Source organism: Aeromonas sp. XH, from assembly GCF_033348475.1.
Lineage (GTDB): Bacteria > Pseudomonadota > Gammaproteobacteria > Enterobacterales > Aeromonadaceae > Aeromonas > Aeromonas sanarellii.
The window spans coordinates 2,561,322-2,587,177 of record NZ_CP137630.1 but is presented as its reverse complement, the minus strand read 5'-3'; the positions used below and the strand labels follow the sequence as shown (position 1 = coordinate 2,587,177).

Annotated in this window: 20 protein-coding genes; 18 read left to right on the top strand and 2 right to left on the bottom strand. The window is 65.8% G+C overall.

Annotation, left to right across the window (positions count from 1 at the left end; all coding sequences use genetic code 11):
- Positions 1–23 precede the first annotated feature (23 nt).
- The 11 genes from R2B70_RS11950 (at position 24) to R2B70_RS11900 (ending at position 14,688) form a co-directional block, all read left to right on the top strand.
- Entirely contained in the window at positions 24–872 is an 849-nt protein-coding gene (locus R2B70_RS11950; RefSeq protein ID WP_042078522.1) for a TauD/TfdA dioxygenase family protein, read from the top strand.
- Between the two features lie 80 nt (positions 873–952).
- Positions 953–2,002 carry a 3-keto-5-aminohexanoate cleavage protein gene (locus R2B70_RS11945; protein WP_042078521.1) on the top strand — a complete coding sequence of 350 codons (1,050 nt, stop codon included), beginning with the start codon at positions 953–955 and terminating at the stop codon, positions 2,000–2,002.
- Between the two features lie 188 nt (positions 2,003–2,190).
- A complete protein-coding gene (locus tag R2B70_RS11940; RefSeq protein ID WP_318161569.1) occupies positions 2,191–3,525 on the top strand; it encodes an MFS transporter in 1,335 nt (444 codons plus the stop codon).
- A gap of 75 nt (positions 3,526–3,600) precedes the next feature.
- Entirely contained in the window at positions 3,601–4,605 is a 1,005-nt protein-coding gene (locus tag R2B70_RS11935; protein ID WP_318161568.1) for a DsbA family protein, read from the top strand.
- Positions 4,593–5,618: a YeiH family protein gene (locus R2B70_RS11930; RefSeq protein WP_042078518.1), complete on the top strand. Its 1,026-nt coding sequence runs from the start codon at positions 4,593–4,595 to the stop codon at positions 5,616–5,618. The genes R2B70_RS11935 and R2B70_RS11930 overlap by 13 nt, the downstream gene beginning before the upstream one ends.
- Before the next feature lie 173 nt (positions 5,619–5,791).
- Positions 5,792–6,487, top strand: coding sequence for a CoA transferase subunit A (locus tag R2B70_RS11925; protein ID WP_042078517.1), 696 nt, complete (start codon positions 5,792–5,794; stop codon positions 6,485–6,487).
- Between the two features lie 2 nt (positions 6,488–6,489).
- On the top strand, positions 6,490–7,119 hold the full coding sequence (locus R2B70_RS11920; RefSeq protein WP_042078516.1) for a CoA transferase subunit B: 630 nt from the start codon (positions 6,490–6,492) through the stop codon (positions 7,117–7,119).
- A 456-nt stretch (positions 7,120–7,575) separates the two neighbouring features.
- Positions 7,576–9,489, top strand: a complete 1,914-nt coding sequence (locus R2B70_RS11915; protein ID WP_318161567.1) for a DUF1302 domain-containing protein — start codon at positions 7,576–7,578, stop codon at positions 9,487–9,489.
- 26 nt (positions 9,490–9,515) lie between these two features.
- Positions 9,516–10,877, top strand: a complete 1,362-nt coding sequence (locus R2B70_RS11910) for a DUF1329 domain-containing protein (protein ID WP_318161566.1) — start codon at positions 9,516–9,518, stop codon at positions 10,875–10,877.
- Between the two features lie 142 nt (positions 10,878–11,019).
- On the top strand, positions 11,020–12,105 hold the full coding sequence (locus R2B70_RS11905; RefSeq protein ID WP_318161565.1) for a WD40/YVTN/BNR-like repeat-containing protein: 1,086 nt from the start codon (positions 11,020–11,022) through the stop codon (positions 12,103–12,105).
- Between the two features lie 69 nt (positions 12,106–12,174).
- Positions 12,175–14,688, top strand: a complete 2,514-nt coding sequence (locus R2B70_RS11900) for an efflux RND transporter permease subunit (RefSeq protein ID WP_318161564.1) — start codon at positions 12,175–12,177, stop codon at positions 14,686–14,688.
- Between the two features lie 207 nt (positions 14,689–14,895).
- Here the strand turns inward: R2B70_RS11900 and R2B70_RS11895 are convergent, their stop codons facing one another.
- Positions 14,896–15,948, bottom strand: coding sequence for an AraC family transcriptional regulator (locus R2B70_RS11895; RefSeq protein ID WP_318161563.1), 1,053 nt, complete (start codon positions 15,946–15,948; stop codon positions 14,896–14,898).
- 298 nt (positions 15,949–16,246) lie between these two features.
- Here R2B70_RS11895 and R2B70_RS11890 point away from each other — a divergent pair, with 298 nt between their 5' ends.
- From R2B70_RS11890 to R2B70_RS11880, 3 genes are all read left to right on the top strand, one after another.
- Positions 16,247–16,825 carry an RBBP9/YdeN family alpha/beta hydrolase gene (locus tag R2B70_RS11890; RefSeq protein ID WP_042078513.1) on the top strand — a complete coding sequence of 193 codons (579 nt, stop codon included), beginning with the start codon at positions 16,247–16,249 and terminating at the stop codon, positions 16,823–16,825.
- Between the two features lie 71 nt (positions 16,826–16,896).
- Complete coding sequence (locus R2B70_RS11885) at positions 16,897–18,555, top strand: fatty acid--CoA ligase (RefSeq protein WP_042078512.1); 1,659 nt, start codon at positions 16,897–16,899, stop codon at positions 18,553–18,555.
- A gap of 119 nt (positions 18,556–18,674) precedes the next feature.
- Complete coding sequence (locus R2B70_RS11880; protein WP_042078511.1) at positions 18,675–20,228, top strand: methyl-accepting chemotaxis protein; 1,554 nt, start codon at positions 18,675–18,677, stop codon at positions 20,226–20,228.
- A 136-nt stretch (positions 20,229–20,364) separates the two neighbouring features.
- Here the strand turns inward: R2B70_RS11880 and R2B70_RS11875 are convergent, their stop codons facing one another.
- A complete protein-coding gene (locus R2B70_RS11875; protein ID WP_318161562.1) occupies positions 20,365–21,957 on the bottom strand; it encodes an ABC transporter substrate-binding protein in 1,593 nt (530 codons plus the stop codon).
- An 89-nt stretch (positions 21,958–22,046) separates the two neighbouring features.
- Between R2B70_RS11875 and R2B70_RS11870 the strand changes: the two genes are divergently transcribed.
- The 4 genes from R2B70_RS11870 (at position 22,047) to R2B70_RS11855 (ending at position 25,849) form a co-directional block, all read left to right on the top strand.
- Positions 22,047–22,691 (top strand): TIGR01621 family pseudouridine synthase, encoded by a 645-nt coding sequence (locus R2B70_RS11870; protein WP_318161561.1) that lies wholly within the window; start codon positions 22,047–22,049, stop codon positions 22,689–22,691.
- The gene (locus R2B70_RS11865; protein ID WP_318161560.1) at positions 22,688–23,332 is read left to right on the top strand and encodes an HAD family hydrolase; all 645 of its coding nucleotides are present in this window, start codon (positions 22,688–22,690) and stop codon (positions 23,330–23,332) included. The genes R2B70_RS11870 and R2B70_RS11865 overlap by 4 nt, the downstream gene beginning before the upstream one ends.
- Positions 23,333–23,577: 245 nt before the next feature.
- Complete coding sequence (gene hppD / locus R2B70_RS11860) at positions 23,578–24,708, top strand: 4-hydroxyphenylpyruvate dioxygenase (protein ID WP_042078506.1); 1,131 nt, start codon at positions 23,578–23,580, stop codon at positions 24,706–24,708.
- The gene (locus R2B70_RS11855) at positions 24,701–25,849 is read left to right on the top strand and encodes a homogentisate 1,2-dioxygenase (protein WP_318161559.1); all 1,149 of its coding nucleotides are present in this window, start codon (positions 24,701–24,703) and stop codon (positions 25,847–25,849) included. The genes hppD and R2B70_RS11855 overlap by 8 nt, the downstream gene beginning before the upstream one ends.
- Positions 25,850–25,856: the final 7 nt, after the last annotated feature.

Below are 25,856 nucleotides of genomic sequence, written 5' to 3'. Positions count from 1 at the left end.
ACTTGTCATCTAGGGAGAGAGACATGCGTGTAGAACAACTGACTTGCCATATCGGCGCCGAGCTCAGCGGCGTCCAGCTGGCGGATGCGGCCCACGACGCTGGGCTGTTTGCCGAGATCCGCGCCCAACTGCTCAGGCACAAGGTGCTGTTCCTGCGGGATCAAGAGATGAGCCGCGCCGATCACGTGGCCTTCGCCCGCCGCTTCGGCGAGCTGGAGGATCACCCGGTGGCGGGCAGCGACCCGGATCACCCCGGTCTGGTGCGCATCTACAAGTCGCCGGAGGTGCCCAACGATCGCTACGAGAACGCCTGGCACACGGATGCCACCTGGCGCGAGCAGCCCCCCATGGGCTGCGTGCTGCGCTGCGTGGAGTGCCCGCCGGTGGGGGGGGACACCCTCTGGGCCAACATGGCGGCGGCCTACGCCGCGCTGCCGGAGGAGATCAAGCAGAAGATCGCCGGCCTGCGCGCCCGTCACAGCATAGAGGCGAGCTTCGGGGCGGCCATGCCCATGGAGAAGCGGCTCGCCTTGAAGGCCATGTTCCCGGACGCCGAGCACCCCGTGGTGCGCACCCACCCGGAGACGGACGAGAAGATCCTGTTCGTCAACGCCTTCGCGACCCACTTCACCAACTACCACACCCCGGCGAATGTCCGCGTCGGCCAGGACTACAGCATGGGGGGCAGCGATCTGCTGCGCTACCTCATCAGCCAGGCCTATATCCCCGAGTTCCAGGTGCGCTGGCGCTGGCAGCCGGGCAGCGTGGCCATCTGGGACAACCGCAGCACCCAGCACTACGCCGCTATGGATTACGCCCCCTGCCATCGCAAGATGGAGCGGGCCGGGATCATGGGCGACAAGCCCTTCTGATCAATCCCCGGGCCCGCGCCCGGGGGATGTCACCACGCCAGGCGCTTCATGGAAGGCCAGCCAATTTAAGGAATGAACAGATGCAATTTTTTGACGATTCCCTGCACCCGGAAAACATGGAGAAGGTGGTCATCACCGTCGCCCCCTACGGCCCCGAGTGGGCGCCGGGCGACTTCCCGGAAGACATCCCGGTGACCATGGAGGAGCAGGTCCAGAAGGCGGTCGACTGCTACGAGGCGGGTGCCACCGTGCTGCACCTGCACGTGCGCGAGCTGGACGGCACCGGTTCCAAGCGTCTCTCCAAGTTCAACGAGCTGATCGCCGGGGTCCGCAAGGCGGTGCCGGACATGATCATCCAGGTCGGCGGCTCCATCTCCTTCGCCCCCGAGAGCGAGGGGGAGGCGGCCAAGTGGCTCTCCGACGACACCCGCCACATGCTGGCGGAGCTGACCCCGAAACCGGATCAGGTCACGGTGGCCATCAACACCACCCAGATGAACATCATGGAGCTGCTCTATCCGGAGTACCTGGAAGGCACCTCGCTCGCGAACCCCGCCTACCAGGCCGCCTACAGCGAGATGACGGTGCCGGCCGGCCCGGCCTGGGTGGCCGAGCACTTGAAGCGCCTGATGGCCAGCGGCATCCAGCCGCACTTCCAGCTGACCGGGATGCACGCCCTGGAGACCCTGGAGCGGCTGGTGCGCAAGGGCATCTACATGGGCCCGCTGAACCTCACCTGGATCGGCATCGGCGGCGGCTTCGACGGCCCGAACCCGTTCAACTTCATGAACTTCGTCCACCGTGCGCCAGACGGTGCCTGCGTCACCGCCGAGTCGCTGCTCAAGAACGTGCTGCCGTTCAACATGATGGCCATGGCCATGGGCCTGCACCCGCGCTGCGGCATCGAGGACACCATCATCGGCCAGCACGGCCAGCGCATGAGCTCGGTGGAGCAGATCCAGCAGTGCGTGCGCGTCGCCCACGAGCTGGGCCGCGAGGTGGCCAACGGCAAGGAGGCCCGTGCCATCTACCGCATCGGCGTGCAGTACGACAGCATCGAGGAGACCCTGAAGGCCAACGGCATGGCGCCGAATCGCGTCCCGGGTCAGCTCGGCGTGCCGCAGCGCTGAGCCAGTCGGGTCGCGGTGTGAAAAAGAAACGCTGCGACCCGCCAACACCGTTTGCCAAGAGGGCGGCAGCCCTTGCACTATGCAGCATCCGTCAAGCTGATAGATGTATCAATAATGGGGTCCCGGTGGCTCCGGCCACCGGGACCCAGACCGGGAACCTGCCAATTTGGAGTAGCACGAGGGATTGTATGGCTACGTATCGTATCGATGACGACGCCGAGGCCGGCAAGGTTGCCGTGCCCCGCCGCTATGCCTGGATAGTGTTTGCGCTGACCTTCGGTCTGCTCATCTCCGACTATATGTCGCGCCAGGTGCTCAACGCCGTCTTCCCCATGCTCAAGGGGGAGTGGGCGCTCTCGGATACCCAGCTTGGCCTGCTGAGCGGCATAGTCGCGCTCATGGTCGGGCTCTTGACCTTCCCGCTCTCTTTGCTCGCCGACCGGTTCGGGCGGGTGAAGAGCCTGGCCCTGATGGCCGCCCTCTGGAGCCTGGCCACCCTGGGTTGCGCCCTGGCCCAGAACTACGAACAGATGTTCGTCGCCCGCTTCCTGGTGGGAGTGGGGGAGGCCGCCTACGGCAGCGTCGGCATCGCCGTGGTGGTCTCCGTCTTCCCGCGGGAGATGCGGGCCACCCTCTCCGGCGCCTTCATCTCGGGCGGTCTGTTCGGCTCAGTGCTCGGCATGGCGACCGGGGGCGTGCTGGCCCATTTTCTGGGCTGGCGCTGGGCCTTCGCCGGCATGGCCCTGTTCGGCCTGGTGCTGGCGGCGCTCTACCCCATGGTGGTGAAGGAGTCGCGCATCGCGACCCCTTGCCGCACAGCCAGGGGCAAGGCTGGAGAGCGCAGCCCGCTGCGCAGCCTCTATGCCAGCCGTTCGGTGATCGCCGCCTATGTGGGCAGCGGCCTGCAGCTGTTCGTCGGCGGCACCGTCATCGTCTGGATGCCGAGCTACTTCAACCGCTACTACGGCATGGCGACGGACAAGGCGGGGGCGGCGGCGGCCATCATAGTGCTGTGCAGCGGCGCCGGCATGATCCTGTGCGGCATGCTGAGCGACAGGCTGTGCAAGGCGCGGCCGGATCGCAAGATAAGCCTCGCCATCGCCTATTGCCTCGGCAGCTGCGTCCTGCTCTCCCTGGCGTTCGCGCTGCCGGTGGGCTTGGCGCAGATACTCCTGATCTGCCTCGGCATGTTCATCGCCACCGGCACCTCGGGCCCGGCCGGCGCCATGGTGGCGAACCTGACCCACGCCAGCATCCACGGCACCGCCTTCGCGACCCTGACTCTGGCCAACAACCTGCTGGGCCTCGCGCCCGGCCCCTTCATCACCGGCAAGGTGTCCGATCACATAGGGCTGGACAACGCCTTCCAGCTGGTGCCCCTCATCAGCATCGCGGCGGCGCTCGTCTTCCTCTACGCCAGGCGCCACTACCACAAGGACGTGGCCCGGCTGGAGGGGGAGGCGCAGCCCAGGGGCGCCGGCGCCTCCGTCATCGAGCCGGCCCCCGCCGAGGCGAGGATCTGAGGCCCTGGGGGCACATGAGTTTTATCCGTCCGGCGACGATCGCCGGATAGGGGTTGATCACAGGGAGACAAGGGCATGGGCAGTACCCTGCACAATACGCTGAACATAGAGGTCTATTTCGATTTCATCTGTCCCTGGTGCCTGATCGGCAAGCGCCAGCTGGACCAGGCCCTGGCACTGCTGCGGGCCGAGCGCCCCGAGTTGCAGGTGACGCTGCGCTGGCGCGGGGTGCAGTTGCTGCCCCAGCTGCCGGCCGGGGGGGAGGATTTCAACGCCTTCTACCTGCAGAGGCTGGGGGGCGAGCAGGCGCTGCGCCTGCGCCTGCGCCAGGCCCAGGTGCGCGAGGCTGCGGCCGGCGTCGGCGTGACCCTGGACTTTGGCCGCATCCCCCGCATGCCGAACACCGCCGATGCCCACCGCCTGTGGCAGCGGGCCGGCGAGCTCGGCACCCCTGAGCAATGCGAGGCGCTGCTGGAATCCCTGTTTGCCTGTCACTTCCAGCAGGGGGGGGATCTGGGGGACTGTCATACCCTGCTCGATCTGGCTGCCGCGGCCGGTTTCGCCACCGACGCCCTGGTGGGCGGCCTGGAGGGGGACGGCAGCCCCTTCTGCGGTACCGCCGAGGGGGCCGCCAGCCGGGGGGTACCCAGCTTCGTGCTGGGGGGACGGGTTCTCTCCGGGGCCCAGCCGGTGGAGCGCCTGCTCGCCAGCCTGCGTCAGGCCGTCGTGACCGAGGGCACGGCGGCGCAAAGGCGCATCGCCGTGCCAGCCAGCCGGGTGCCGGCGCCGGGCAAGCGCGCCCTGATCGAGGAGGGGGGCAGGAGCCTGGTGCTGTTCAACATCGATGGCCGCTTCCACGCCATCGACGACGGCTGCCCCCACCAGGGGGCGTCGCTCTGCGGCGGCAAGCTGGAGGGAGAGGTGATCCAGTGCTGCGCCCACGGCCTGCGCTTCAACCTGAACACCGGCTATCTGCTGGGCTCCACCCAGCTCAGGGTCAACCGCTACCCGGTCGAGCGGGCGGGCGACCAGCTCCATATCGTCGTTGCACCGGAGGAGGACATCCCATGCACGCGTTGAACCCCGCCGTCACCGCCCGCGTCTCGCGGGTGCGCGAGCTGGCCCCCGGCATGGCGGTCAGCCTGGTGGTGGCCGCCGCCGCCACCTTCCTTTCCGAACACTACGGCGCCCCCGTGCTGCTGTTTGCCCTGCTGCTCGGCATGGCCCTGAACTTCCTCAGCGCCGAGGGGAGCTGCAAGGAGGGGATCGCGTTCACGGCCCGCAGCGTGCTGCGCATCGGGGTGGCCCTGCTCGGCATGCGCATCACCCTGGGCCAGATCGCCGAACTCGGCTGGATGCCGGTTGTCCTGGTGGTGACCCTGGTGGTGGTGACCATAGGCCTGTCGGTGGTGGTGGCCAAGGCGATGGGCTTCCAGCGTCTGTTCGGCATGCTGACCGGCGGTGCCACCGCCATCTGCGGTGCCTCCGCCGCCCTGGCCCTGGCCGCCTCCCTGCCCAATCATCCCCAGAAGGAGCGCGCCACCCTGTTCACGGTGATCGGGGTCTCGGTGCTCTCGACGCTGGCGATGATCACCTACCCCATGATCGCCCGTTTCTTCGAGCTGACGCCGGTGGAGGCGGGGGTCTTCCTCGGCGCCACCATCCACGACGTGGCCCAGGTGGTGGGGGCGGGCTACAGCATGTCCACCGAGACCGGGGACGTGGCCACCGTGGTCAAGCTGATGCGGGTCGCCATGCTGCTGCCGGTGATCGTCGCCGCCGCCATGCTCACCCGGATGCAGGGGGCGGACGGCGCCTTGGACAAGCGCCCGCCGCTGCTGCCCATGTTTGCCGTCGGCTTCCTGGTGCTGGCCTGCATCAACAGCACCGGCTGGGTGCCCGCCCTGGTCCAGAGCGGGGTCAACGATCTGTCGCGCTGGTGCCTGGTGATCGCCATCGCCGCCATCGGCATGAAGACCCAGTTGAAGGAGCTGGCCTCGGTCGGCATCAAACCCATCCTGTTGATGGTGGGGGAGACCGCCTTCCTCGCCGCCCTGGTGCTGGTGCTGATGCACTGGGGCATCAAGCCGTAACGAATAGAGAAACCCCACCCCTCCCCTTGGCAGGGGTGGGAGCTAAATAGCTCCTCCCTCTTATGAAGGGGGAGGCTGGGAGGGGGTTGTGAATGCGACACTGCGCCGAATAACGAAAACGGTCATAAAACGAACGCGCCCCCGTGGCCAACGGACTAGCCAGAGAGGTATCCATGAACAAGATTTATCCCAGCGCCCAGGCCGCCCTCGGCGATCTGGTGCAGGACGGCATCACCATCGCCTCGGGGGGCTTCGGCCTGTGCGGCATCCCCGAGCGGCTGATCGAGGCGCTGCGCGAGACCGGCAAGCGCGGCTTCACCGTCATCAGCAACAACTGCGGGGTGGACGAGTTCGGCCTCGGGCCGCTGCTCTACAGCCGCCAGATCAGGAAGATGATCTCCTCCTACGTGGGGGGCAACAAGGAGTTCGAGCGCCAATATCTCGCCGGCGAGCTGGAGCTGGAGTTCACCCCCCAGGGCACGCTCGCCGAGAAGCTGCGGGCCGGCGGCGCCGGCATTCCCGCCTTCTTCACCAGGACCGGTTACGGGACCCTGATCGCCGAGGGCAAGGAGACCCGTCAGTTCGACGGCGAGTGGTACGTGATGGAGCGCTCCCTCACCGCCGATCTCGCCATCATCAAGGGGGCCAGGGCGGACAAGGCGGGCAACCTGATGTTCAACAAGACCGCCCGCAACTTCAACCCGCTCTGCGCCAAGGCGGGCCGGGTCTGCGTCGCCGAGGTGGAGGAGATCGTCGAGGTGGGGGAGCTGGCCCCGGACGAGATCCACCTGCCCGGCATCTATGTGCAGCGGCTGGTCCTGAACCCCAACCCCGAGAAACGTATCGAAGTGCGGACAGTGAGGAGTTAACCATGGCCTGGACCCGTGAAGAGATGGCGCAGCGCGCCGCAAGGGAGCTGCAGGACGGCTTCTATGTGAACCTCGGCATCGGCCTGCCGACCCTGGTGGCCAACTATATCCCGGAGGGGATGGAGGTGTGGCTGCAGAGCGAGAACGGCCTGCTCGGCATAGGCCCCTTCCCGAGTGAGGAGGAGCTGGATCCGGACCTCATCAACGCCGGCAAGCAGACCATCACCACCCTGCCCGGCAGCAGCTTCTTCGACAGCGCGGAGAGCTTCGGCATGATCCGCGGTGGCCACATCAACCTGGCGTTGCTCGGGGCCATGCAGGTGTCCGAGCGCGGCGATCTCGCGAACTGGATGATCCCCGGCAAAATGGTCAAGGGGATGGGGGGCGCCATGGATCTGGTGGCCGGGGTCAAGCGGGTGGTGGTGCTGATGGAGCACTGCGCCAAGAACGGTGAGCACAAGATACTGGAGTGGTGCAACCTGCCGCTGACCGGGGTCGGGGTGGTGGATCGCATCATCAGCGATCTCGCCGTGCTGGACGTCACCCCGCACGGCCTCAGGCTGGTGGAGCTGGCCCCCGGCATCGCATTCGAACAGTTGCAGGCCGCGACCGGCTGCGCCATCGCGCGCTGAGCGCGCGGTTTTCCGGCGGGGAAGGGGCCTGGCCTTTCCCCGCCGTTTTTATTTTCCTCGCCCCGTTTTCCTTCGCCCCGAACGCCCCTCCCACGCTACCTGACCCTGCCGCCCGACAGGGCTGATCGGCCCGGCATCGGGGCTGGTTGACACCGCTTTCAGCCCCCTTTGCCATCGCCCGACGGCGCTGTCACCAAATGAAAAGTGGCTGACGTTCAATGGCAAGCGTGGTCCCGGAGGGAGGCCTTACAGTCGACGCACAAGAAGAGAGAGACCGCGTCATCAGCGCGAGCGACACCCCGGGGCCGATGCAAAAACAGAGCTGCATCCAGGAGCCGAACAAGGCGGTGCGCCATAGCCAGGTCATCCCGCTTGCATCAATAAAAAAGCCAACGGAAACGGCGTTCAGACAGATAACAACAACGACATCAGATGACGACACTCGGAGAGACTGTAATGGATTACAAGCACACGAGTCATGGTTGCGGTGCCCTGCGCCTCAGCCTGCTGGCGACGGCCATCGCGGCCGCTCTCCTGCCCAGCGTTCAGGCGGTCGAGATCGACACGGACAGCGAAGAGTGGTCCGTGCGCTTCGACAACACCGGCAAATTCAACTACGGCGTGCGCACCGAGAGTGCGGACGACCGCATGCTGGCCACCCCCAACAACAACGACGGCGACTACAACTTCAAGGACGCCGGTGACACAGTCACCACCCGCTTCGATCTGCTGACCGAGCTGGACGTGGTGAACAAGGGCAACACAGGTTTTCGCGTCAGCGCCGCCAGCTGGTATGACTACGCCTATCGCGACGTGGGGGCCGATGACAACCCCTTCATCAACGGCAACAACGTCAGCTCCGGGATCGTCGGCCAGCCGCCCGTGGCGGCCAACCCTCACCTGAGCGACTATGCGAACCGCTACTACCACGGCCCCTCCGGCGAGATCCTCGACGCCTTCGTGTTCCACAGCATGGAGGTCGGCGAGGAGTCGCTGCTGAGCTTCAAGGTGGGCCAGCACAACGTCTACTGGGGGGAGACCCTGCTCAACCCGGTGCACTCCCTGAGCTACGGCCAGTCGGGCCTGGATCTCGCCAAGCTGGCGGCGTCCCCGGGCACCGAGGCGAAGGAGCTGTTCGTGCCGCGCAACCAGGTCTCCGCCTCCTTCACCCTGAACCCCGAGTGGACCTTCGCCGCCCAGTACTTCCTGGAGTGGGACGCCGCCCGCCTGCCGGAGGCCGGCACCTATTACGGCAGCTCGGATCTGGTGGGCTTCGGCGCCCAGTCCTTCCTGCTGGGGCACACCGGCGGGCCGGGTCTCGCCGGGCCGAACGGCACCCTGACCAACATCCGCCGCGGCACCGACATCGAGCCGGGCAAGCACGGCGACTGGGGCATCATGGCCAAGTGGTCCCCCGAGGCGCTGGACGCCACCCTGGGGGCCTTCTACCGCCGCACCGCGGACATCCTGCCCCAGGCGGTGCTGGATGCCCGCGGCATGACCATTCGCGGCGCCGCGCCGCTGCCGGGCGGCGCCATCCCCAACCTGCGCCAGTCCATCGCCACCACCAGCTACTCCCTGGCCTACGGCGAGAGCATCGACATCTTCGGCCTGAGCCTCTCCAAGGACATCGCCGGGGTGAGCGTGGGCAGCGATCTGAACTATCGCCACAGGATGCCGCTCGCCAGCATCCCTGCGCTGCTCAGTGCCGCAGGGCCTGGTGGACTGGCCAATGGCTTCGGTGCCTTGCCCCCCCGCCACGCCGGCACCGGGGTGATCACCGATGATTCCGACGGCTACAGCGCCACCGGCGACACCCTGCACTGGACCCTGAACGGCCTGATGACCATGGCCGACACCCCGCTGTTCGACGGCGCCGCCCTGCTGGCCGAGCTCTACTACAGCAACCTGCTGAGCCTGGACGAGCACAACAAGGCGCTCTACAAGGGTGAGGAGAGCTACCAGGGCATCGACAAGCCGACCCGTGACAACTGGGGCCTGGCGGTCAACTTCACCCCCACCTGGTATCAGGTCTTCCCCGGCGTCGACATGACCATGCCGCTGTCGGTGAACTGGGGCCTGTCCGGCATCTCGCCGGTGCAGGCGGGCGGTGCGAAAGACACCGGCAACTACGCGGTCGGCCTCGGTGCGACCATCTACAACCAGTACTTCGTCGATCTGAAGTACGTGGACTCCTTCGGCAAGTCCGCCGAGTGCAACGACGGCGCCAGGGACGGCGCCACCCCCAATGCGCTCGATGCGACCCAGCGCACCACCTGTTACGCCGGCGGCTACTCCTCCTTCTCCGGTGGCGGTGCCACCACGGAAGACAGGGGCGCCATCTACCTGACCCTGAAGACCACCTATTGAGTCAAGCGACCGAGTCGGAGAACGAGATGATGAAACCTACACAAACATTGCTGGCCCTCTCCCTCGCCCTGGCCTTTGCCGGCCAGGCCCAGGCGGCCGTTTCCGCGAGCGAGGCGGGCAAGCTCGGCACCAGCCTGACCGGGGTGGGCGCCGACGCGGCGGCCAACGCCGATGGCTCCATCCCCGCCTATACCGGCGGCCTGACCACACCGCCGGCCAGTTTCAAGGCGGGCGACAGCATGCGCCCTGACCCCTATGCGAGCGACAAGCCCCTGCTGGTGATCGACGGCAAGAACGCAGGCCAGTACAAGGGGGCGCTGACCGCCACCACGGCGGAGCTGCTCAAGCGCTTCCCTGACTTCCGGGTGGATGTCTACCCGACCCACCGCAGCGTGGCGCTGCCCAGGGAGGTGTTGGACAACACCAGGCTGAACGCCGTCAGCGCCCAGACCCTGGAGGGGGGGCTCGCGGTGGACAAGGTGCTGCCGGGCATTCCCTTCCCGATCCCGCAGACCGGGGCCGAGGCCATGTGGAACTTCCTGCTGCGCTATCAGGGGGTGAACATCGCCACCAAGTACGACTCCTGGAACGTCGATGCCGCAGGCACGGCGGCGCTCTCCACCACGGGGCAGGCGTTCATCAACTACGCCATCTACGAGGACATGAAGAAGCCCATCTCGGCCAAGGACACCTACTACCAGATGAAGCTTTACTACACCGGGCCCGCCCGCCGCGCCGGTGAAGCCATCATGCTGCGCGATGCCGCCAACCCCTTGGAGCAGCCGCGCAAGGCCTGGCAGTACCTGCCGGGGCAGCGCCGGGTCAAACTGGCGCCGAACCTGGCCTATGACACCCCGAACCCGGGCACCTCGGGCGCCGGCACCTATGACGACGTCTTCGTCTTCAACGGCGCGCTGGACCGCTTCGACTGGAAGCTGGTGGGCAAGCAGGAGATGATCGTTCCCTACAACACCTACAAGCTGACCTATGAGCCCGATGCCCGGGCGCTGACCACCCCGAACTTCCTGTCGCCGGATCACGTGCGCTGGGAGAAACACAGGGTCTGGGTGGTGGAGGGGACCCTCAAGGCCGGCGAGCGCCACATCTACGCCAAGCGTCGCTTCTACCTGGACGAGGACAGCTGGATGGCCCTGGCGTCCGATCAGTACGACGCCCGTGGTCAGCTCTATCGCGGCTCCTTCGCCTTCCTGAGCCAGAGCTACGACAAAGAGACCCCGGATGCTACCCCCTTCATGATCTATGACCTGGTGGCGGGCACCTACAACATCAACGGTGTGGTGGGCCCCCATGGCGGCATCAAGTATGGCGCCCCCCTGTCCAAGGCGAAGTGGTCGCCGGAGTCACTGGCGGGCGCCGGGATCCGCTAAGCGTTGATGATCTCCACTGACCTCCCTCCCGGCCACCCCCTTCGAAAGGGGGAGGCGTGAAGTGCTCCCTCCCCTTGCCAAGGGGAGGGCCGGGGTGGGGTTGTTGCGACCATCCGATGGGTTTTGAAGACAAGGAAGTGGTATGGGTTCATTCAATAAGTTGGCGCCCTGGCTGTGCGGCGCCCTGCTGATGCCGGGGCCCGCGCAGAGCGCGGAGACGATCACGGCGGCGACGGCCTATGTGGACGTGCTGGACTTGCCGGCCAAGCCGAGCGCCCTGGCCAAGCAGAGCCCCCTGCTCGATCTGGCCCAGGCCGGGAAACGGCTGGTGGCGGTGGGGCAGCGGGGGCACATCCTCTACTCCGATGACGACGGCCGGCACTGGCAGCAGGCCGGGGTGCCGGTGAGCGTGGATCTCACCGCCGTCGCCTTCCCCAGCCCCGAGCAGGGCTGGGCCGTGGGTGGGGACGGGGTGATCCTGCACAGCGCCGACGGCGGCGCCAGCTGGCAGAAGCAGCTGGATGGCCGCCAGATAGGCGAGCTGGTACGCGCCTATTACGCCGAGAAAGCCAAGGCCGAACCGGACAACGAACAGTGGGCCGCGCTCGTGGAGGAGGGGCAACGCCTTATCGAGGAGGGGGCGGACAAGCCGCTGCTGGACGTCTGGTTCGCCGACGACCGGCTCGGCTATGTGGTCGGGGTCTTCAACCTGATCCTGCGCACCGAGGATGGCGGCCAGCACTGGACGCCGATGCAGGATCGCACCGACAACCCGGATGGGCTCCATCTCAACGCCATCGCCCGGGCCGGGGAGAGCCTCTATCTCGCCGGCGAGCAGGGTCTGCTGCGCCAGTGGGATGAGGCGGCGCAACGTTTCGTGGCGCTGCCATCCCCCTACGAGGGGAGCTTCTTCGGCCTGATCGGCCGCCCCGGCGAGCTGCTGGTCTATGGCCTGCGCGGCCACGTCTATCGCAGCACGGACGGTGGGGCGAACTGGGTTCAACTCGCCAGCAAGCTGCCCATCAGCATCAGCGCGGCGGTGCAGGACGCCGGCGGTCATGTCCGCCTCTTCACCCAGGCCGGTCACATGTTGCTGGTGGATGGGGATAGGCCGCTGCAACTGGTGGCCGAGGCGGAGCCATCCCCGGTGGCGGGCGCCCTGCTGACGCCCCGTGGCACCCTGGCGCTGGTGGGTCACCGCGGCGTGCGCACCCTGGCGGTGAATTGAGGCCGTCACAGGCTTTGCCAAATCAGGCCGTCAGGATGACGGCCCCATCACGATAACGAGGATCCAGAGATGGGCCATGTGAAGCAAGATGCGATGCCGGTGATCCGCGAGCTGGCGGATTTCGATCGGCGCTCCGGCAACCTGCTGGAACGACTGGTGTTCAACCACAGAGCCCTGTTCATGCTCTTTATGACGCTGGCGACCCTGGTGCTCGGCTATATGGCGACGACGAGGCTGGAGCTTAGGCCCAGCTTCGAGAAGATGATCCCCCAGAGCCAGCCCTATATCAAAAACTTCCTGGAGAACCGCCAGTCCCTGCGCGGCCTCGGCAACTCGGTGCGGGTGGTGGTGGAGAACACCCAAGGCGACATCTTCGATCCCGGCTATCTGAGCGTCCTCAAGCGGGTCAATGACGAGCTGTTCCTCACCGAGGGGGTGGACCGGGCCTGGATGAAGTCCCTGTGGAGCCCGGCGGTGCGCTGGACCGAGGTGACCGAAGAGGGCTTCCAGGGCGGGCCTGTGATGCCGGACGCCTATCAGGGCAAGCCCGCCGACATCGAGCAACTGCGCCAGAACATCCATCGGGCCGGCATCGTCGGCAGCCTGGTGGCGAGCGATTTCAAGTCCAGCATGCTGATCGTGCCCCTGCTGGACAAGGCCTCGGCCACAGGCCAGCCCCTCAACTATCACGAGTTCTCCCAGCGCATCGAACAGCTGCGCAGCCAGATCGAGTTCGACGGCAAGCCCCATCAGGCGGGGGAGGAGGGGACGGGCAAGTACAAGCTCCGGGTCATCGGCTTCGCCAAGCTGGTGGGGGATCTCATCGATGGCCTTATTCAGGTGATCATGTTCTTCGGCCTGGCGGTGGTGACTTCGCTTGCCATCATCTTCCTCTACACCCGCTGCGTGCGCAGCACCCTGCTGGTGGTGGGTTGCTCGCTGATCGCCGTGGTGTGGCAGCTTGGGCTGGTCGCCTGGCTCGGCTACGCCATCGATCCCTATTCGGTGCTGGTGCCCTTCCTCATCTTCGCCATCGGGGTCTCCCATGCGGCCCAGAAGATGAACGGCATCATGCAGGATATCGCCCGCGGCACCCACAAACAGATCGCCGCCCGCTACACCTTCCGTCGCCTGTTCCTGGCCGGGGTCACGGCGCTGCTCGCCGACGCGGTGGGCTTCGCGGTGCTGATGCTGATCGACATCCCGGTCATTCAGGATCTCGCCATCACCGCCAGCATAGGGGTGGCGGTGCTGATCTTCACCTCCCTGCTGCTGATGCCGGTGGCGCTCTCCTTCGTGGGGGTCGGGCGCAAGGCGGCGGAGCGGGCCCTCAGGATCGACACCAATGCCGCCGCCAACCAGGGTTTCGGCAAGCTCTGGGCGCTGCTGGACTGCTGCACCGAGCGCAAGTGGGCCACCTTTGTGGTGGCGTTGGGTCTGGCCATGGGGATCGGCGGCTACCTGGTGAGCCTGAACCTGAAAGTCGGCGATCTGGACAGCGGGGCCCCCGAGTTGCGGGCGGATTCGCGCTACAACAGGGACAACGGCTATATCACCAGCCACTATGCGCTCTCCAGCGATCTGTTCGCGGTGATGGTCAAGACGGCGCCGGAAGGTTGCCTCAACTATCAGACCCTGATCCTGGCGGATCGCCTGGGCTGGGAGCTGCAGCAGCACCCGGGGGTGCAGGCCACCAGCTCCCTGGTCAACGCGGTGCGCCAGATCACCGCCGGCACCTACGAGGGCAACCCCAGGCTCGCCAGCATCCAGCGCAACCAGAACGTGCTGAACTACGCCGCCCAGCAGGCCTCGGTCAACAGCCCCGAGCTGTTCAACACCGACTGCTCCCTGATGCCGGTGATAGCCTACCTCAAGGATCACAAGGCCGAGACCCTGAGCGGCGTGGTGGCCATCGCCGAGCGGTTTGCCCGGGAGAACAGCACGGCGGATCGCCAGTTCCTGCTGGCCGCCGGCTCGGCGGGCATCGAGGCGGCCACCAACCTGGTGGTGCACGAGGCGAACCGCACCATGCTGCTCTACGTCTATCTGGCGGTAACCGTGTTCTGCCTCATCACCTTCCGCAGCTGGCGGGCGACCGTGGTGGCCCTGGTGCCGCTGATGCTCACCTCTGTGCTGTGCGAGGCGCTGATGGTCTTCATGGGGATAGGCGTCAAGGTGGCGACCCTGCCGGTGATTGCGCTCGGGGTCGGCATCGGGGTGGACTACGCGCTCTACCTGCTGAGCGTGCAGTTGCACCATCAACGCCAGGGCATGTCGCTGGTGGAGTCCTATCGCCAGGCCGTGGCCTTCACCGGCCGGGTGGTGGGGCTGGTGGGCATCACCCTGGCCGCCGGCGTGGTGGGCTGGGTCTGGTCACCGATCAAGTTCCAGGCGGATATGGGGATCCTGCTCACCTTCATGTTCCTGTGGAATATGCTGGGGGCGCTGATCGGGGTGCCGGCGCTCTCCTACTTCCTGTTGCGCGGCACCCGGCCCGCCCTGGCCGGGGAGAAAGGGGCAGAACCCAGTGCGAGCGCGCCCCAGGGGAGGATGGCGTCGCCACTGCCGGCCGATGCCCGCTAGGAAGCGGCAAGGGGCAACAGAGGGAGGCGTCAGGCCTCCCTCTTCTTTTGGGCGCTATGGTGGAAATGTGCGGGATGAACAGGGTAGGGGATGTCGCTACCTTGATCCCCGTGCTGATAGGCGGTGGCTCCTGCCGCCAGGAGAGGGGAATACAAAGAGGGAGGCACTGGCCTCCCTCGTTAACCTCTGGCAACAGAGCTGACTGGCCTAGCCGTAGGCCAGGCTGGTGCGCACGTTCTGGGTCGCCTTGGGCACTATCTTGTTGCGGGTGCGCCAGGTGGCCGGCGGCATGCCGAACTGGGCGTTGAACCAGCGGGTGAAGGAGCTCGGCATGGAGTAACCCAGCATGTCGGCGATGTGGCCCAGCGAATAGCCGGAGTTTTGCAGGTAGCGCATCACCAGGTCCCGACGTACCTCGTTGACCAGCTCGCTGAAGGTGGCGCCGCTCTCCTCGAGGTGGCGCTGCAGGGTGCGCACGTTCATCCCCAGGGTGCGGGCGATCTGCTCTATGGTGGCGCGCCCCATGGGCAGCAGCAGGTAGATGGCCTTGCGCACGTCGGTGAGCAGGGATTGCTGGGTCTCCACCACCAGGGTGTCCAGGTACTGGCGCGCGTGGCGGGCCATGGCCTGGTTGGCCAGGGGATTGGGAACGTCCAGATCCGCGGCGTGGCAGACGATGCCGTTGAACTCGCTGCCGAACTCCAGCTTGCAGCCGAACAGCCGCTTGTGGATGGAGAGATCCGCCGGCGCGTCATGGGTGAAGTTGACGCTGATGGGATGCCAGTTGGCGCCAACCCCGACCTGGGAGGCGCAGAAACGGTACATGACGCCGACCGCGAGCTCCGTGGTCTGGCGCGACGGCATGGGGGTGTCGGTGATGATCTCCTCGCGGATGATGACCGTCTTGCCCGCCTCCTCGATGTAGATGGCCAGGGCGTTGTTGAACAGGTGGATGTACTGCACCATCACCTGCAGGGCTTCGCGCAGATTGGGCTGGTAGCTCAGCAGCAGGCTCACCTCGCCAAAATCCGACAGCTGGCGATGCTCTGCCATGCGCAGCCCCAGGCTCTGGCAGTCGCCGGTGCGGGCGGTGAGCTCCAGCAGGTTGATGATGGTGGCGACCGGGATGCGCTGATTCGGGACATCCAGTATGGAGGCGCTGAGCCCGGCCTGGGACAGCAGGCTGGGGGTGTTGAGGCCCAGTTGGCGGGCGACGTCGAGGTAGTTGGTGAGGGTAGCGGCTCTGGCAAGAAGGGTCATGATGCAGTTCCCATGGCGACAGCTCATCTGCTGGTTGTTAACCATTTATTATCATTTCGGCTACATCATGGGAAGGCTTATTAACTTATCTATTAGTCGCAGATCCCAGGGGGTGAGCTCGCTCACAGTCCGCTTCCGATGGCGTCCCGACCCCGTGATCGCCGCCTTGTCCGGCCGAGTCTCTGTCGCAAAAAGACAACTCCATGGCACCCAAGGTAAAGCAGCCGAATGGCGAGCCCCTTACTGTGGCTTCCATATCGGCCGGCTCTCGCCGGATAGCCAGGACAGGGGGAGTGAGATGAAACAAGGGCAACCCAGGGCCAGGGTGCTGATAGTGCCGGGCCTGCGCGATCACGTGGCGGATCACTGGCAGACCCTGCTCGCCGCCGAGCTGGAGCAGGTGGTCACCGTGCCGCCACTCACCTCGGACAAGCTGAGCTGCAAGGCCAGGGTCGAGGCCATCGAGGAGGCCCTCGCCGCCATCGAGGGGCCGGTGATCCTGGTGGCCCACAGTGCCGGGGTGCTGATGGTGGCCCACTGGGCTGCCCAGTACGGCGCAATCAGACAGCACAGGGTCCAGGGGGCTCTGCTGGTGACGCCACCGGATCTGGATGCCGACTGGCCGTCCCACTATCCCAGCAAGGAGGCCATGGCGGCCGGCGGCTGGCACCCCTTGCCGCGCACCGGGTTGCCGTTCCCGAGCCTGGTGGCCATGAGCCGGAACGATCCCCTGGCGAGTCCGGAGGCGGTCCGCGCCCTGGCCCGCGACTGGGGGAGCGAGCTCGTCGACGTCGGCGCCGTGGGGCACCTCAATCCGGCGAGCGGCTTCGGCCCCTGGCCAGAGGCCCGGGCGCTGCTGGCACGCTTCGAGCGCTGATCATCCCATTCAGGGGACGGAGTCTCCCCTGCAGTCCACAAGCCTGTGACCATGAACCGAAAGGAGTCCCTATGGTGAAGACCCGCATCATTGCGCCGGCAGAGGGCGCCCACGCCTATCCGCTGCTGATCAAGAGCCTGCTGCTGTCCGGGGGGCGTTATCACCCGGAGCGGGAGATCGTCTACGCAGACAGGCTGCGCTACGACTATCGCACCCTCAAGCAGCGCATCCACCGCCTCGCCAACCTGCTGACGGCGGCGGGAGTGGGCCCCGGCGACACCGTCGCCCTGCTGGACTGGGACAGCCACCGTTCCCTCGAGTGCTTCTTCGCGGTGCCCATGATAGGCGCCGTGCTGCACACGGTGAACGTGCGCCTCTCCCCCGAGCAGATCGCCTTCACGATGAACCACGCCGAGGATCACCTGGTGCTGGTGCACGACGACTTCCTGCCGGTGCTGGAAACCATCCAGCACCAGCTGCCCACGGTACGCGGCTATGTCCAGCTGACCGACGACAAAGCGACACCGACCCGCCTGCCGGTGCTGGGGGAGTACGAGACGCTGCTGGCCGGGGCGGGCGATCACTTCGACTTCCCCGACTTCGATGAACACTCGGTGGCGACCCTGTTCTACACCACGGGCACCACCGGGGATCCCAAGGGGGTCTATTTCAGCCACCGCCAGCTGGTGTTGCACACCCTCAACGAGCTGGGGACCCTGGCGGCCCATGCGGGACAGTCACTGCTCTGCTCCGACGATGTCTACATGCCCATCACTCCCATGTTCCACGTCCACGCCTGGGGCGTGCCCTATGTGGCGACCATGCTGGGGGTGAAGCAGGTCTATCCTGGCCGCTACGAGCCGAACAAGCTGGTACGCCTCTATCGGGACGAGGGGGTGAGCTTCTCCCACTGCGTGCCGACCATCTTGCAGATGATCCTCGATTGCGAGGAGGCCAAACAGACCTCGTTCGAGGGCTGGAAGATGCTGCTGGGGGGCAGTGCGCTGCCGCTCGGCCTCGCGGCCCAGGCCAGCCAGAAGGGGATCCGGGTGCACGCCGGCTACGGCATGTCGGAGACCTGCCCGCTCCTGTGCGTGGTGCACCTGACCGAGGCGGAGCTGGCGCTGCCCATGGCGGAGCAGTTGCCGCTGCGCATCAAGACCGGCAAGCCCATCGGCCTGGTGGATCTGCGCATCGTCGATCTGGCGGGCCGGGAGCTGCCCCACGACGGCGAGGCCATGGGGGAGATAGTGGTGCGCGCCCCCTGGCTGGTGCAGGGCTACCTGAAGGAGCCGGGCAAGGGGGCTGAGCTCTGGGACGGCGGCTGGCTGCACACCGGGGACGTGGCCTCCATCGATCCCCAGGGGACGGTGGAGATCAAGGACCGCATCAAGGACGTGATCAAGACCGGCGGCGAGTGGATCAGCTCGCTGGCGCTGGAGAACCTCATCAGCGCCCACGACGGGGTCCACTCGGTGGCCGTGGTGGGGGTACCCGACGAGCAGTGGGGGGAGCGCCCGCTGGCGCTGGTGGTCGGCAAGGAGGGAGTGAGCCTGGATCCCCAGGCCATCAAGACGCACCTGCAGGGGTTCGTGGAGAGCGGTTGCATCAACCGCTGGGCCATTCCCCGCCAGATCCGCATCGTACAGGAGATCCCCAGGACCAGCGTCGGTAAGGTGAACAAGAGGCTCATCCGGGAGCGGGAGCTCGGCGGGTCGGGGGGACACTGAGCCTCCCTCCGTCATACCTGAACCTGCCCCTAGGCCGCCCCCACTGTTTGAGGGGGCATATTGTTGGGACCAGAACGCTTGACTACGCTAATTGAGCCATTACATAAGAGGCGTGCGCTATGGGTAAACATCAGGTTCATCTTGTCAACGAAGAAGTGGATTTTCCCGCCAATGAACAGCTGGTCTCCACCACGGATCTGCAGGGGGTCATCACCTACGCCAATGATCACTTCTGTCGGGTGGCGGGATACAGCCGTGCGGAGATGATAGGGCAGCACCACAACATGGTGCGCCACCCGGACATGCCCAAGGCGGCCTTCGCCGATCTCTGGGGCAAGCTCAAACAGGGCAAACCCTGGCGCGGCATGGTGAAGAACCGCTGCAAGGATGGGCGCTACTACTGGGTCGATGCCTATGTCACCCCCATCTTCGAGCAGGGACGGATCAACGGCTACCAGTCGGTGCGCAGCCGCGCCACCCCCGAGATGAAGGAAGTGGCCGCCCGCACCTACGCCAGGCTGAAGGCGGTGGAGCGGGGGGAGCGCAAGGCGGGCCTGAGCCTGCGCCCCGTGCGCCCCGCGCTGGCCATCGTCGGCCTCTTGCTGATGCTGGCAGGGGGCGGCTATCTGATGGGGCCGTGGGCTCCCCTGTTCATGCTGCTGCCCATGGTGTGGCTGGGCCTTCTCTATCGCCACGCCCTCATCACCACCCCCCGCTATCTGCGCCAGCTGGCCGAGGAGTATGACAGCCTGACCCGGCTCATCTACTCGGGGGACGAGCCCAGCGCCATCGCCGATTTCCACATCAAGCTGCTGCAGGCCAGGATCCGCACCGTACTCGGGCGGGTGGACGATGCCACCCTCTCCCTGCAGGATCTGGCGGTGCACCTCAAGACCGCCTCCAGCGAGGCCAGCGCCGACATCGCCGAGCAGGACATCCAGACCCAGCAGGTGGCGACCGCCATCACCGAGATGGCGGCCACCGCCCACGAGATCGCCCGCAACATCCAGGAGACGGACAACCAGATCGCCCAGGCCAAGGCCCACTGCGAGAACACAGACCAGCAGCTGGAGGATACCCAGCAGAGGGTGACGGAGCTGGCGACCCAGGCAGAACATGCCTTCACGGCCGCGGTGGCACTGGCGGAGGAGTCGGATCGCATCGGAGTCCTGATGAGCGAGATCCAGGGCATCGCGGATCAGACCAATCTGCTGGCGCTCAACGCCGCCATCGAGGCGGCGCGGGCCGGGGAGCAGGGGCGCGGTTTCGCGGTGGTGGCGGACGAGGTGCGCACCCTCTCCACCCGCACCCACAAGGCGACCGAACAGATCCAGGGCAGCATAGGGCAGATCCAGCGCACCCTGAACAACTGGAAGGGGATGATGCAGCAGAACCTGCAGCAGACCCAGTCCTGCGTCGCCCTGACCCGGCAGGGATCGGAGAGCCTGCATCAGGTGCTGGCGGAGATAGAGCGGGTGGTCGACCTGTCGACCCAGATCTCGGCGGCGGCGGAGGAGCAGCAGGCGGTGGTCGAGGACATCAGCCGAAACGTCAACGTCATCTCCCAGCACTCCCACACCAACAGCAGCAAGATGCAGGACATGGACGCCTCGAGCGACATCCTGCTCACCAAGGCGCGCCAGCTCAAGTCCCTGGGGCAGACCTTCGGCTAGTCTCCATCCCCTGAATGCAAAGAGGCCACCCCTGGGTGGCCTCTCTCTTGCGGGCGCGGGGCTCGCGGTGTTGGATGCGGGGCATGCCCCCCTCGGCCGGCCCCCTCCGGCCTTCGCACCATCTGCCATCGCGGCATCAGCCGGACTGTTCCGCCAGCGTCATGAGGCCGCCGCTCTTGTCGCAATACATGGCCCTGTCGGCCTGGATGAGCCACTGCTCCGGGCTCCAGTCTTGCTGGTACTGGCTGACCCCTATGCTGATCCCGACCCGCATGGGTTGATCACTCACCACGAAGGGGGCCTCCATGGCCTGGCGGATCACCCCGGTGACCGCCTCCGCCTGATGGGTGTCGTAGCCGGGCAGCAGCAGGATGAACTCGTCCCCCGCGAGGCGCGCGAAGAAGTGATGATGGCCGATGGCGTCGTGGATCCGCCGGGTCAGCTGACAGAGCAGCGCATCCCCCTGGCTGTGGCCGAAGTTGTCGTTGATGCGCTTGAAGTCATCGAGATCGCAAAACAGCAGGCAGCCCGGCTTGTCGCTCTGTACCTGCGTCTTCAACTGCTCCATCAGGCTCAGGCGATTGGGCAATCCGGTGAGGGGATCGCGCCGAGCCAGCTGCAGTATCTCCTGCTCCCGCTGCTTGCGCAGCGCCACCTCCCGGTAGAGCCGCTTGTTGTTGGCGAGCAGGTAGAGGGCGAGCAGCAGTATGATGGCGCCGGCTCCCAGGCTCAGCAAGAACCAGGGGCGCCAGAAGATCCACTGCTCGGACGGCACCCGGTAGAGGAAGCGGGTCAGGGACACCGGCCTGGCCACCAGCCCTATCTCGACCAGCTGCTGCATGATGTGGGCGAAGCGATCCGGATTCATATACCCGATCTCCACATAGAGCGGCTGGATCATCTCCTTGCTCATCTGCAACTCGTACTCCATGTGGGCTTGGCTGCGGTTGACACCATATTCGGTGCGCAGCAAGGCGATGGCCTCCTCGGGATGGGCGAGGGCGTAGCGCCACCCCTTGAGACTGGCGGCCCGAAAGCGCGCCACCCGATCCGGGTTGAGCTGTTCCTGCGTCTGGGTGGTGAAGAGGATGTCGCTGTAGAAGTCGATGCCGTAGTTGCGGGGATTGATGACGGAGACCGAGACGCCGCGCTCCTCCAGGTAGAAAGGCTCGTTGCTGAGGTAGGCGTTGAAGATGTCTATCTTACCCTCGATCAGATCGTCGATGTTGACCGAGGTGGGCACCGGGATGAGCTGGCGCTCGTGCAGCCCCTGATAGTAGAGGGTGGCGAGCAGCTCGGCGTCCTGATGGCCGGGGAACATCATGATCCGTTTGCCACGCATGTCCGCAACGGTGAGAATGCCGCTGTCGCGACGGGCCAAGAAGATGGACGGGGAGTGCTGATAGACGCTGGCAAGTGCCAGCAGGGGTTCACCATTGGCGTAACTCGTCAGCACCTCGGTGTTGCCGACCCCGAAATCGGCGCGGCCACTCAGCACCTCCTGGACCGGGCTTATCCCCTTGCCGCCCGGACGGATCTCGACATCCAGCCCGGCGTCGGCATAGTACCCCTTGGCCTTGGCCATGTGATAGCCCACGAACTGGGGTTGGTGCAGCCAGCGCAACTGCAAGACCACCCGGTCCGGCAGCTCATGGGGGCGCTCACTGGCCAGGAGGGGGGAGGCGTAATTGATGCCAATCAACAACAGCCAAAACAGGCATTTTTTCATTCGTGCGATTCTTGTGCTGAGGGTCCATGGGGGATGGCCTGCAGGCCTGCATTCTAGTTGTTAACAAAATACATTCTAAAGGGTTATAGATGTACCGGATACAGTTGCAACACAAAGATTTCATGGTGATCAACAAGAGTCCAGGCCTTGGCATGCATGACGACGGCGGTGAGCCGGGCCTGGTCAGCCGGGTCAAGCAGGACACGGGGCTCACCCTCTATCCGGTCCACCGTCTGGACAAGATGACCTCGGGACTGGTGCTGCTGGCCCGCACGCCCGAGGCCAACCGTGCGCTCAGCATGGCCTTTGCGGCGAGGGAGGTGAGCAAGCAGTATCTGGCCCTCTCCGATCGCAAGCCGAAGAAGAAGCAGGGCTGGGTGAAGGGGGACATGGAGAAGGGGCGCGGTGGCAGCTGGATGCTGGCCCGCACCCTGAACAACCCCGCCATCAGCTGGTTCGATTCGGTGTCGGTGCGCGAGGGGCTGCGCCTCTATCGCATCAAGCCCCAGACTGGGAAGACCCACCAGATCCGGGTGGCCATGAAGAGCATCGGCGCCCCCATCCTCGGCGACGCGCGTTACGGCGGCACGGCGGCGGATCGCGGCTATCTGCACGCCTGGCGTCTCGCCTTCACCCTGGCGGGGGAGCCCTTCGATCTTGTCTGCCCGCCCGACGAGGGGGCGCAGTTTCTGCTACCCGAGCTGCACGCCGCCATCGCGGGACTTGGCGAGTGAGTGCCGCCGCCGCGAAGGTGCCTGCCAGCGGCTGGATCCTGGCGGACTTTGACGACACCCTGGCGCCCGGTGACAGCCATGCTGGCCTGCTGCGCCATATCCTGCGCCGCCGTCTCTGGCCGCTGCTGCTGTGGCCGGTGATGACGCTGGGCGGGCTTGTCTATCTGCTGCCAAGCCAGCGCCGACGCGGCATTTCGCTGATCTGGTGGGCCATCACCCTGGGGCTCTCGCCCCTGGCGTGGCGCCGACTGGTGCGGGAGTACTGCCTGACCCGGCCCGGCCTCTATCGGGAGGCGCGCGCCCTCTTGATGGGAGAGGGGCACCGCTGCTGGGTCATCTCCGCGAGCCCCCGCGCCCTGGTACGAGCCCAGCTCCATCGTCAACTGCCAAGGCTCCCCCATCGCATTCTGGGCTCACGCATGCACTATCGCCTCGGTGGTCTGGTGCCGCGTTGTTATTGCCACGGCAGGCACAAGTTGCAGCCCGAGCTCCTCACCCTGGACGCCGTGCTCACCCTGAGCGACAGCCTGCACGATCTGCCTCTGCTGGCGTTGGGGGAAGAGGCTTGGCTCATCAATCCGACGCGCCGCCGTCTGCAACTGGCGCGGGCCCGCTTGCCCCACCTCAGGGTGAAAACCTGACACCTGTAAGGCAAAGCTGACAGCCTTGTGGGGCGCCAAGGAGCGCAGCGCAAGGCTGGGACATGGTTGTCACATTTCATTTACATTTTTTGCCGCAGATCCCCGCCAAACTATCTGAATACCGCCTCTTCTCATCTTCGGCGCCCGCCTCTCTAATGAAACAAGTTGTTAACAAGGCCGTCTGGCTGCTGTCGAGTCATCCGGCGTGACCCATTTCGTTATCCGTTCATCGCAAGGAGCGCATCATGACGACCCCCTCTTCCCGTACTCACACCATCAACCCGCTTGGCACCGACGGGTTCGAGTTCGTCGAGTACACGGCGCCCGATGCCAAGGGCATTGATGCCCTCAAGGCGCTGTTCGTCTCCCTGGGTTTTGCCGAAGTGGCCAGGCACAGGCACAAGCAGTGCTGGCTCTATCGCCAGGGGGACATCAACTTCGTGGTCAATGCCGAACCCCACTCCCAGGCGGAGGAGTTCGCCCGGGCCCACGGCCCGAGCGTCTGTGGCATGGCGTTTCGGGTGGCGGACGCGGGCCTGGCCCAGCAGTACGCTATTGCCCAGGGGGCCAAGCCCTTCGTCGGCAAGATAGGCCCCATGGAGCTCAACATCCCCGCCATCTACGGCATCGGCGAGAGCACCCTCTCCTTTGTCGACCGCTATGGCGAGCGAGGCTCCATCTATGATGTGGACTTCGTCTTCTACCCCGACTGGCAGGCGCGCATGGCCGAGGTGGATGCGGGGCTCTATGAGATCGATCACCTGACCCACAACGTCCATCGCGGCAACATGAACCTCTGGTCGAATTTCTACGAGCGGATCGGCAACTTCCGCGAGATCCGCTACTTCGACATCGAGGGCAAGCTGACCGGGCTGCATTCCCGCGCCATGACGGCGCCCTGCGGCAAGATCCGCATTCCCATCAACGAGTCGGCGGACGACAAGTCCCAGATCGAGGAGTACCTGCGCCAGTACAAGGGGGAGGGGATCCAGCACATCGCGCTCGCCTCCGCCGACATCTATCAGACCATCCGCACGCTCAGAGGGCGGGGGACCGGCTTTATGCCGACCCCGGACACCTACTACGAGAAGGTGGACAGCCGGGTGGCGGGGCACCAGGAGGATCTGGCGGCGCTGAAAGAGTTGCGCATCCTCATCGACGGCTCGCCGACGAAGGACGGCATCCTGCTGCAGATCTTCACCGACACCGTGATCGGCCCCGTCTTCTTCGAGATCATCCAGCGCAAGGGCAACGAAGGCTTTGGCGAGGGCAACTTCCAGGCATTGTTCGAATCCATCGAGCTGGACCAGATCCGCCGTGGCGTGCTGGATGGCGCCGAGCAGGGCCAGAGAAAGGGAGAACCTAACGATGCGTAACTGGATAAGCTTCCCCCATCGGGAGGGGACCCACTCCCGCCAGGCCCATGCCGATCTGCCGGAGCAGGCCATCTACGAGCGCGAGCTGGGGCGTTCCGGCTTCTTCGGCCCCGCCACCCACATGCACCACAAGCACGCCCCCACCGACTGGAGCAACTGGGAGGGGCCGCTGCGGCCGCGGGCCTTCGATCTCAACGAGCTGCAGGAGGAGGTGAGTTCCCTTTCCCCCTGGGTGATGCCGGACATCCTCAGCAATCCCCACTGCCGCTACCGGATCTGGCGCCTGCATGAGCCCATGCCGTTCCTGGTGCGCAACGCCGACGGGGACGAGCTGCTGTTCATCCACGAGGGGGGCGGCGAGTTCTACTGCGACTACGGCCATCTCACGTTGAAAGATGGGGACTATGTGGTGATCCCCCGTGGCACCATGTGGCGCATCGAGCCGACGGCGCCCCTGTTCATCCTGATGATCGAGGCGACGGACGACAGCTACCAGCTGCCGGACAAGGGGCTGGTGGGCAACCACGCCATCTTCGATCCGGCGGCACTGGACGTGCCCGCCATCAACGAGCGTTTCCTGGCCCAGCAGGACGAGAACCCCTGGTCGCTGCAGATCAAGCGCCACAACCAGGTCTCGGTCGTCACCTGGCCCTTCAACCCCCTGGATGCCCAGGGCTGGCACGGGGACTTGTGCGTGGTGCGCCTCAACTGGCGGGACATCCGTCCCCTGATGAGCCACCGCTACCATCTGCCCCCCTCGGCCCACTCCACCTTCGTGACGAGCCGCTTTGTCATCTGCACCTTCGTGCCGCGCCCCATAGAGAGCGATCCCGGCGCCTTGCGGGTGCCCTTCTATCACAGCAACGACGATTTCGACGAGGTGCTCTTCTACCACGCCGGGGACTTCTTCAGCCGGGACAACATCGAGCGGGGCATGGTCACCTTCCACCCCGCCGGCTTCACCCACGGCCCCCATCCCAAGGCGTTTGCGGCAGGGCTGGCCCATACCAAGACCTTCACCGACGAGGTGGCGGTGATGCTCGATACCCGGGACGCCCTGGCCGTCGGCCAGATCGGCGAGAAGGTCGAGAACCTCCAGTATGTCTCCAGCTGGCAGCGGCCAGAGACCAGCGGCAAATAAGGAATTC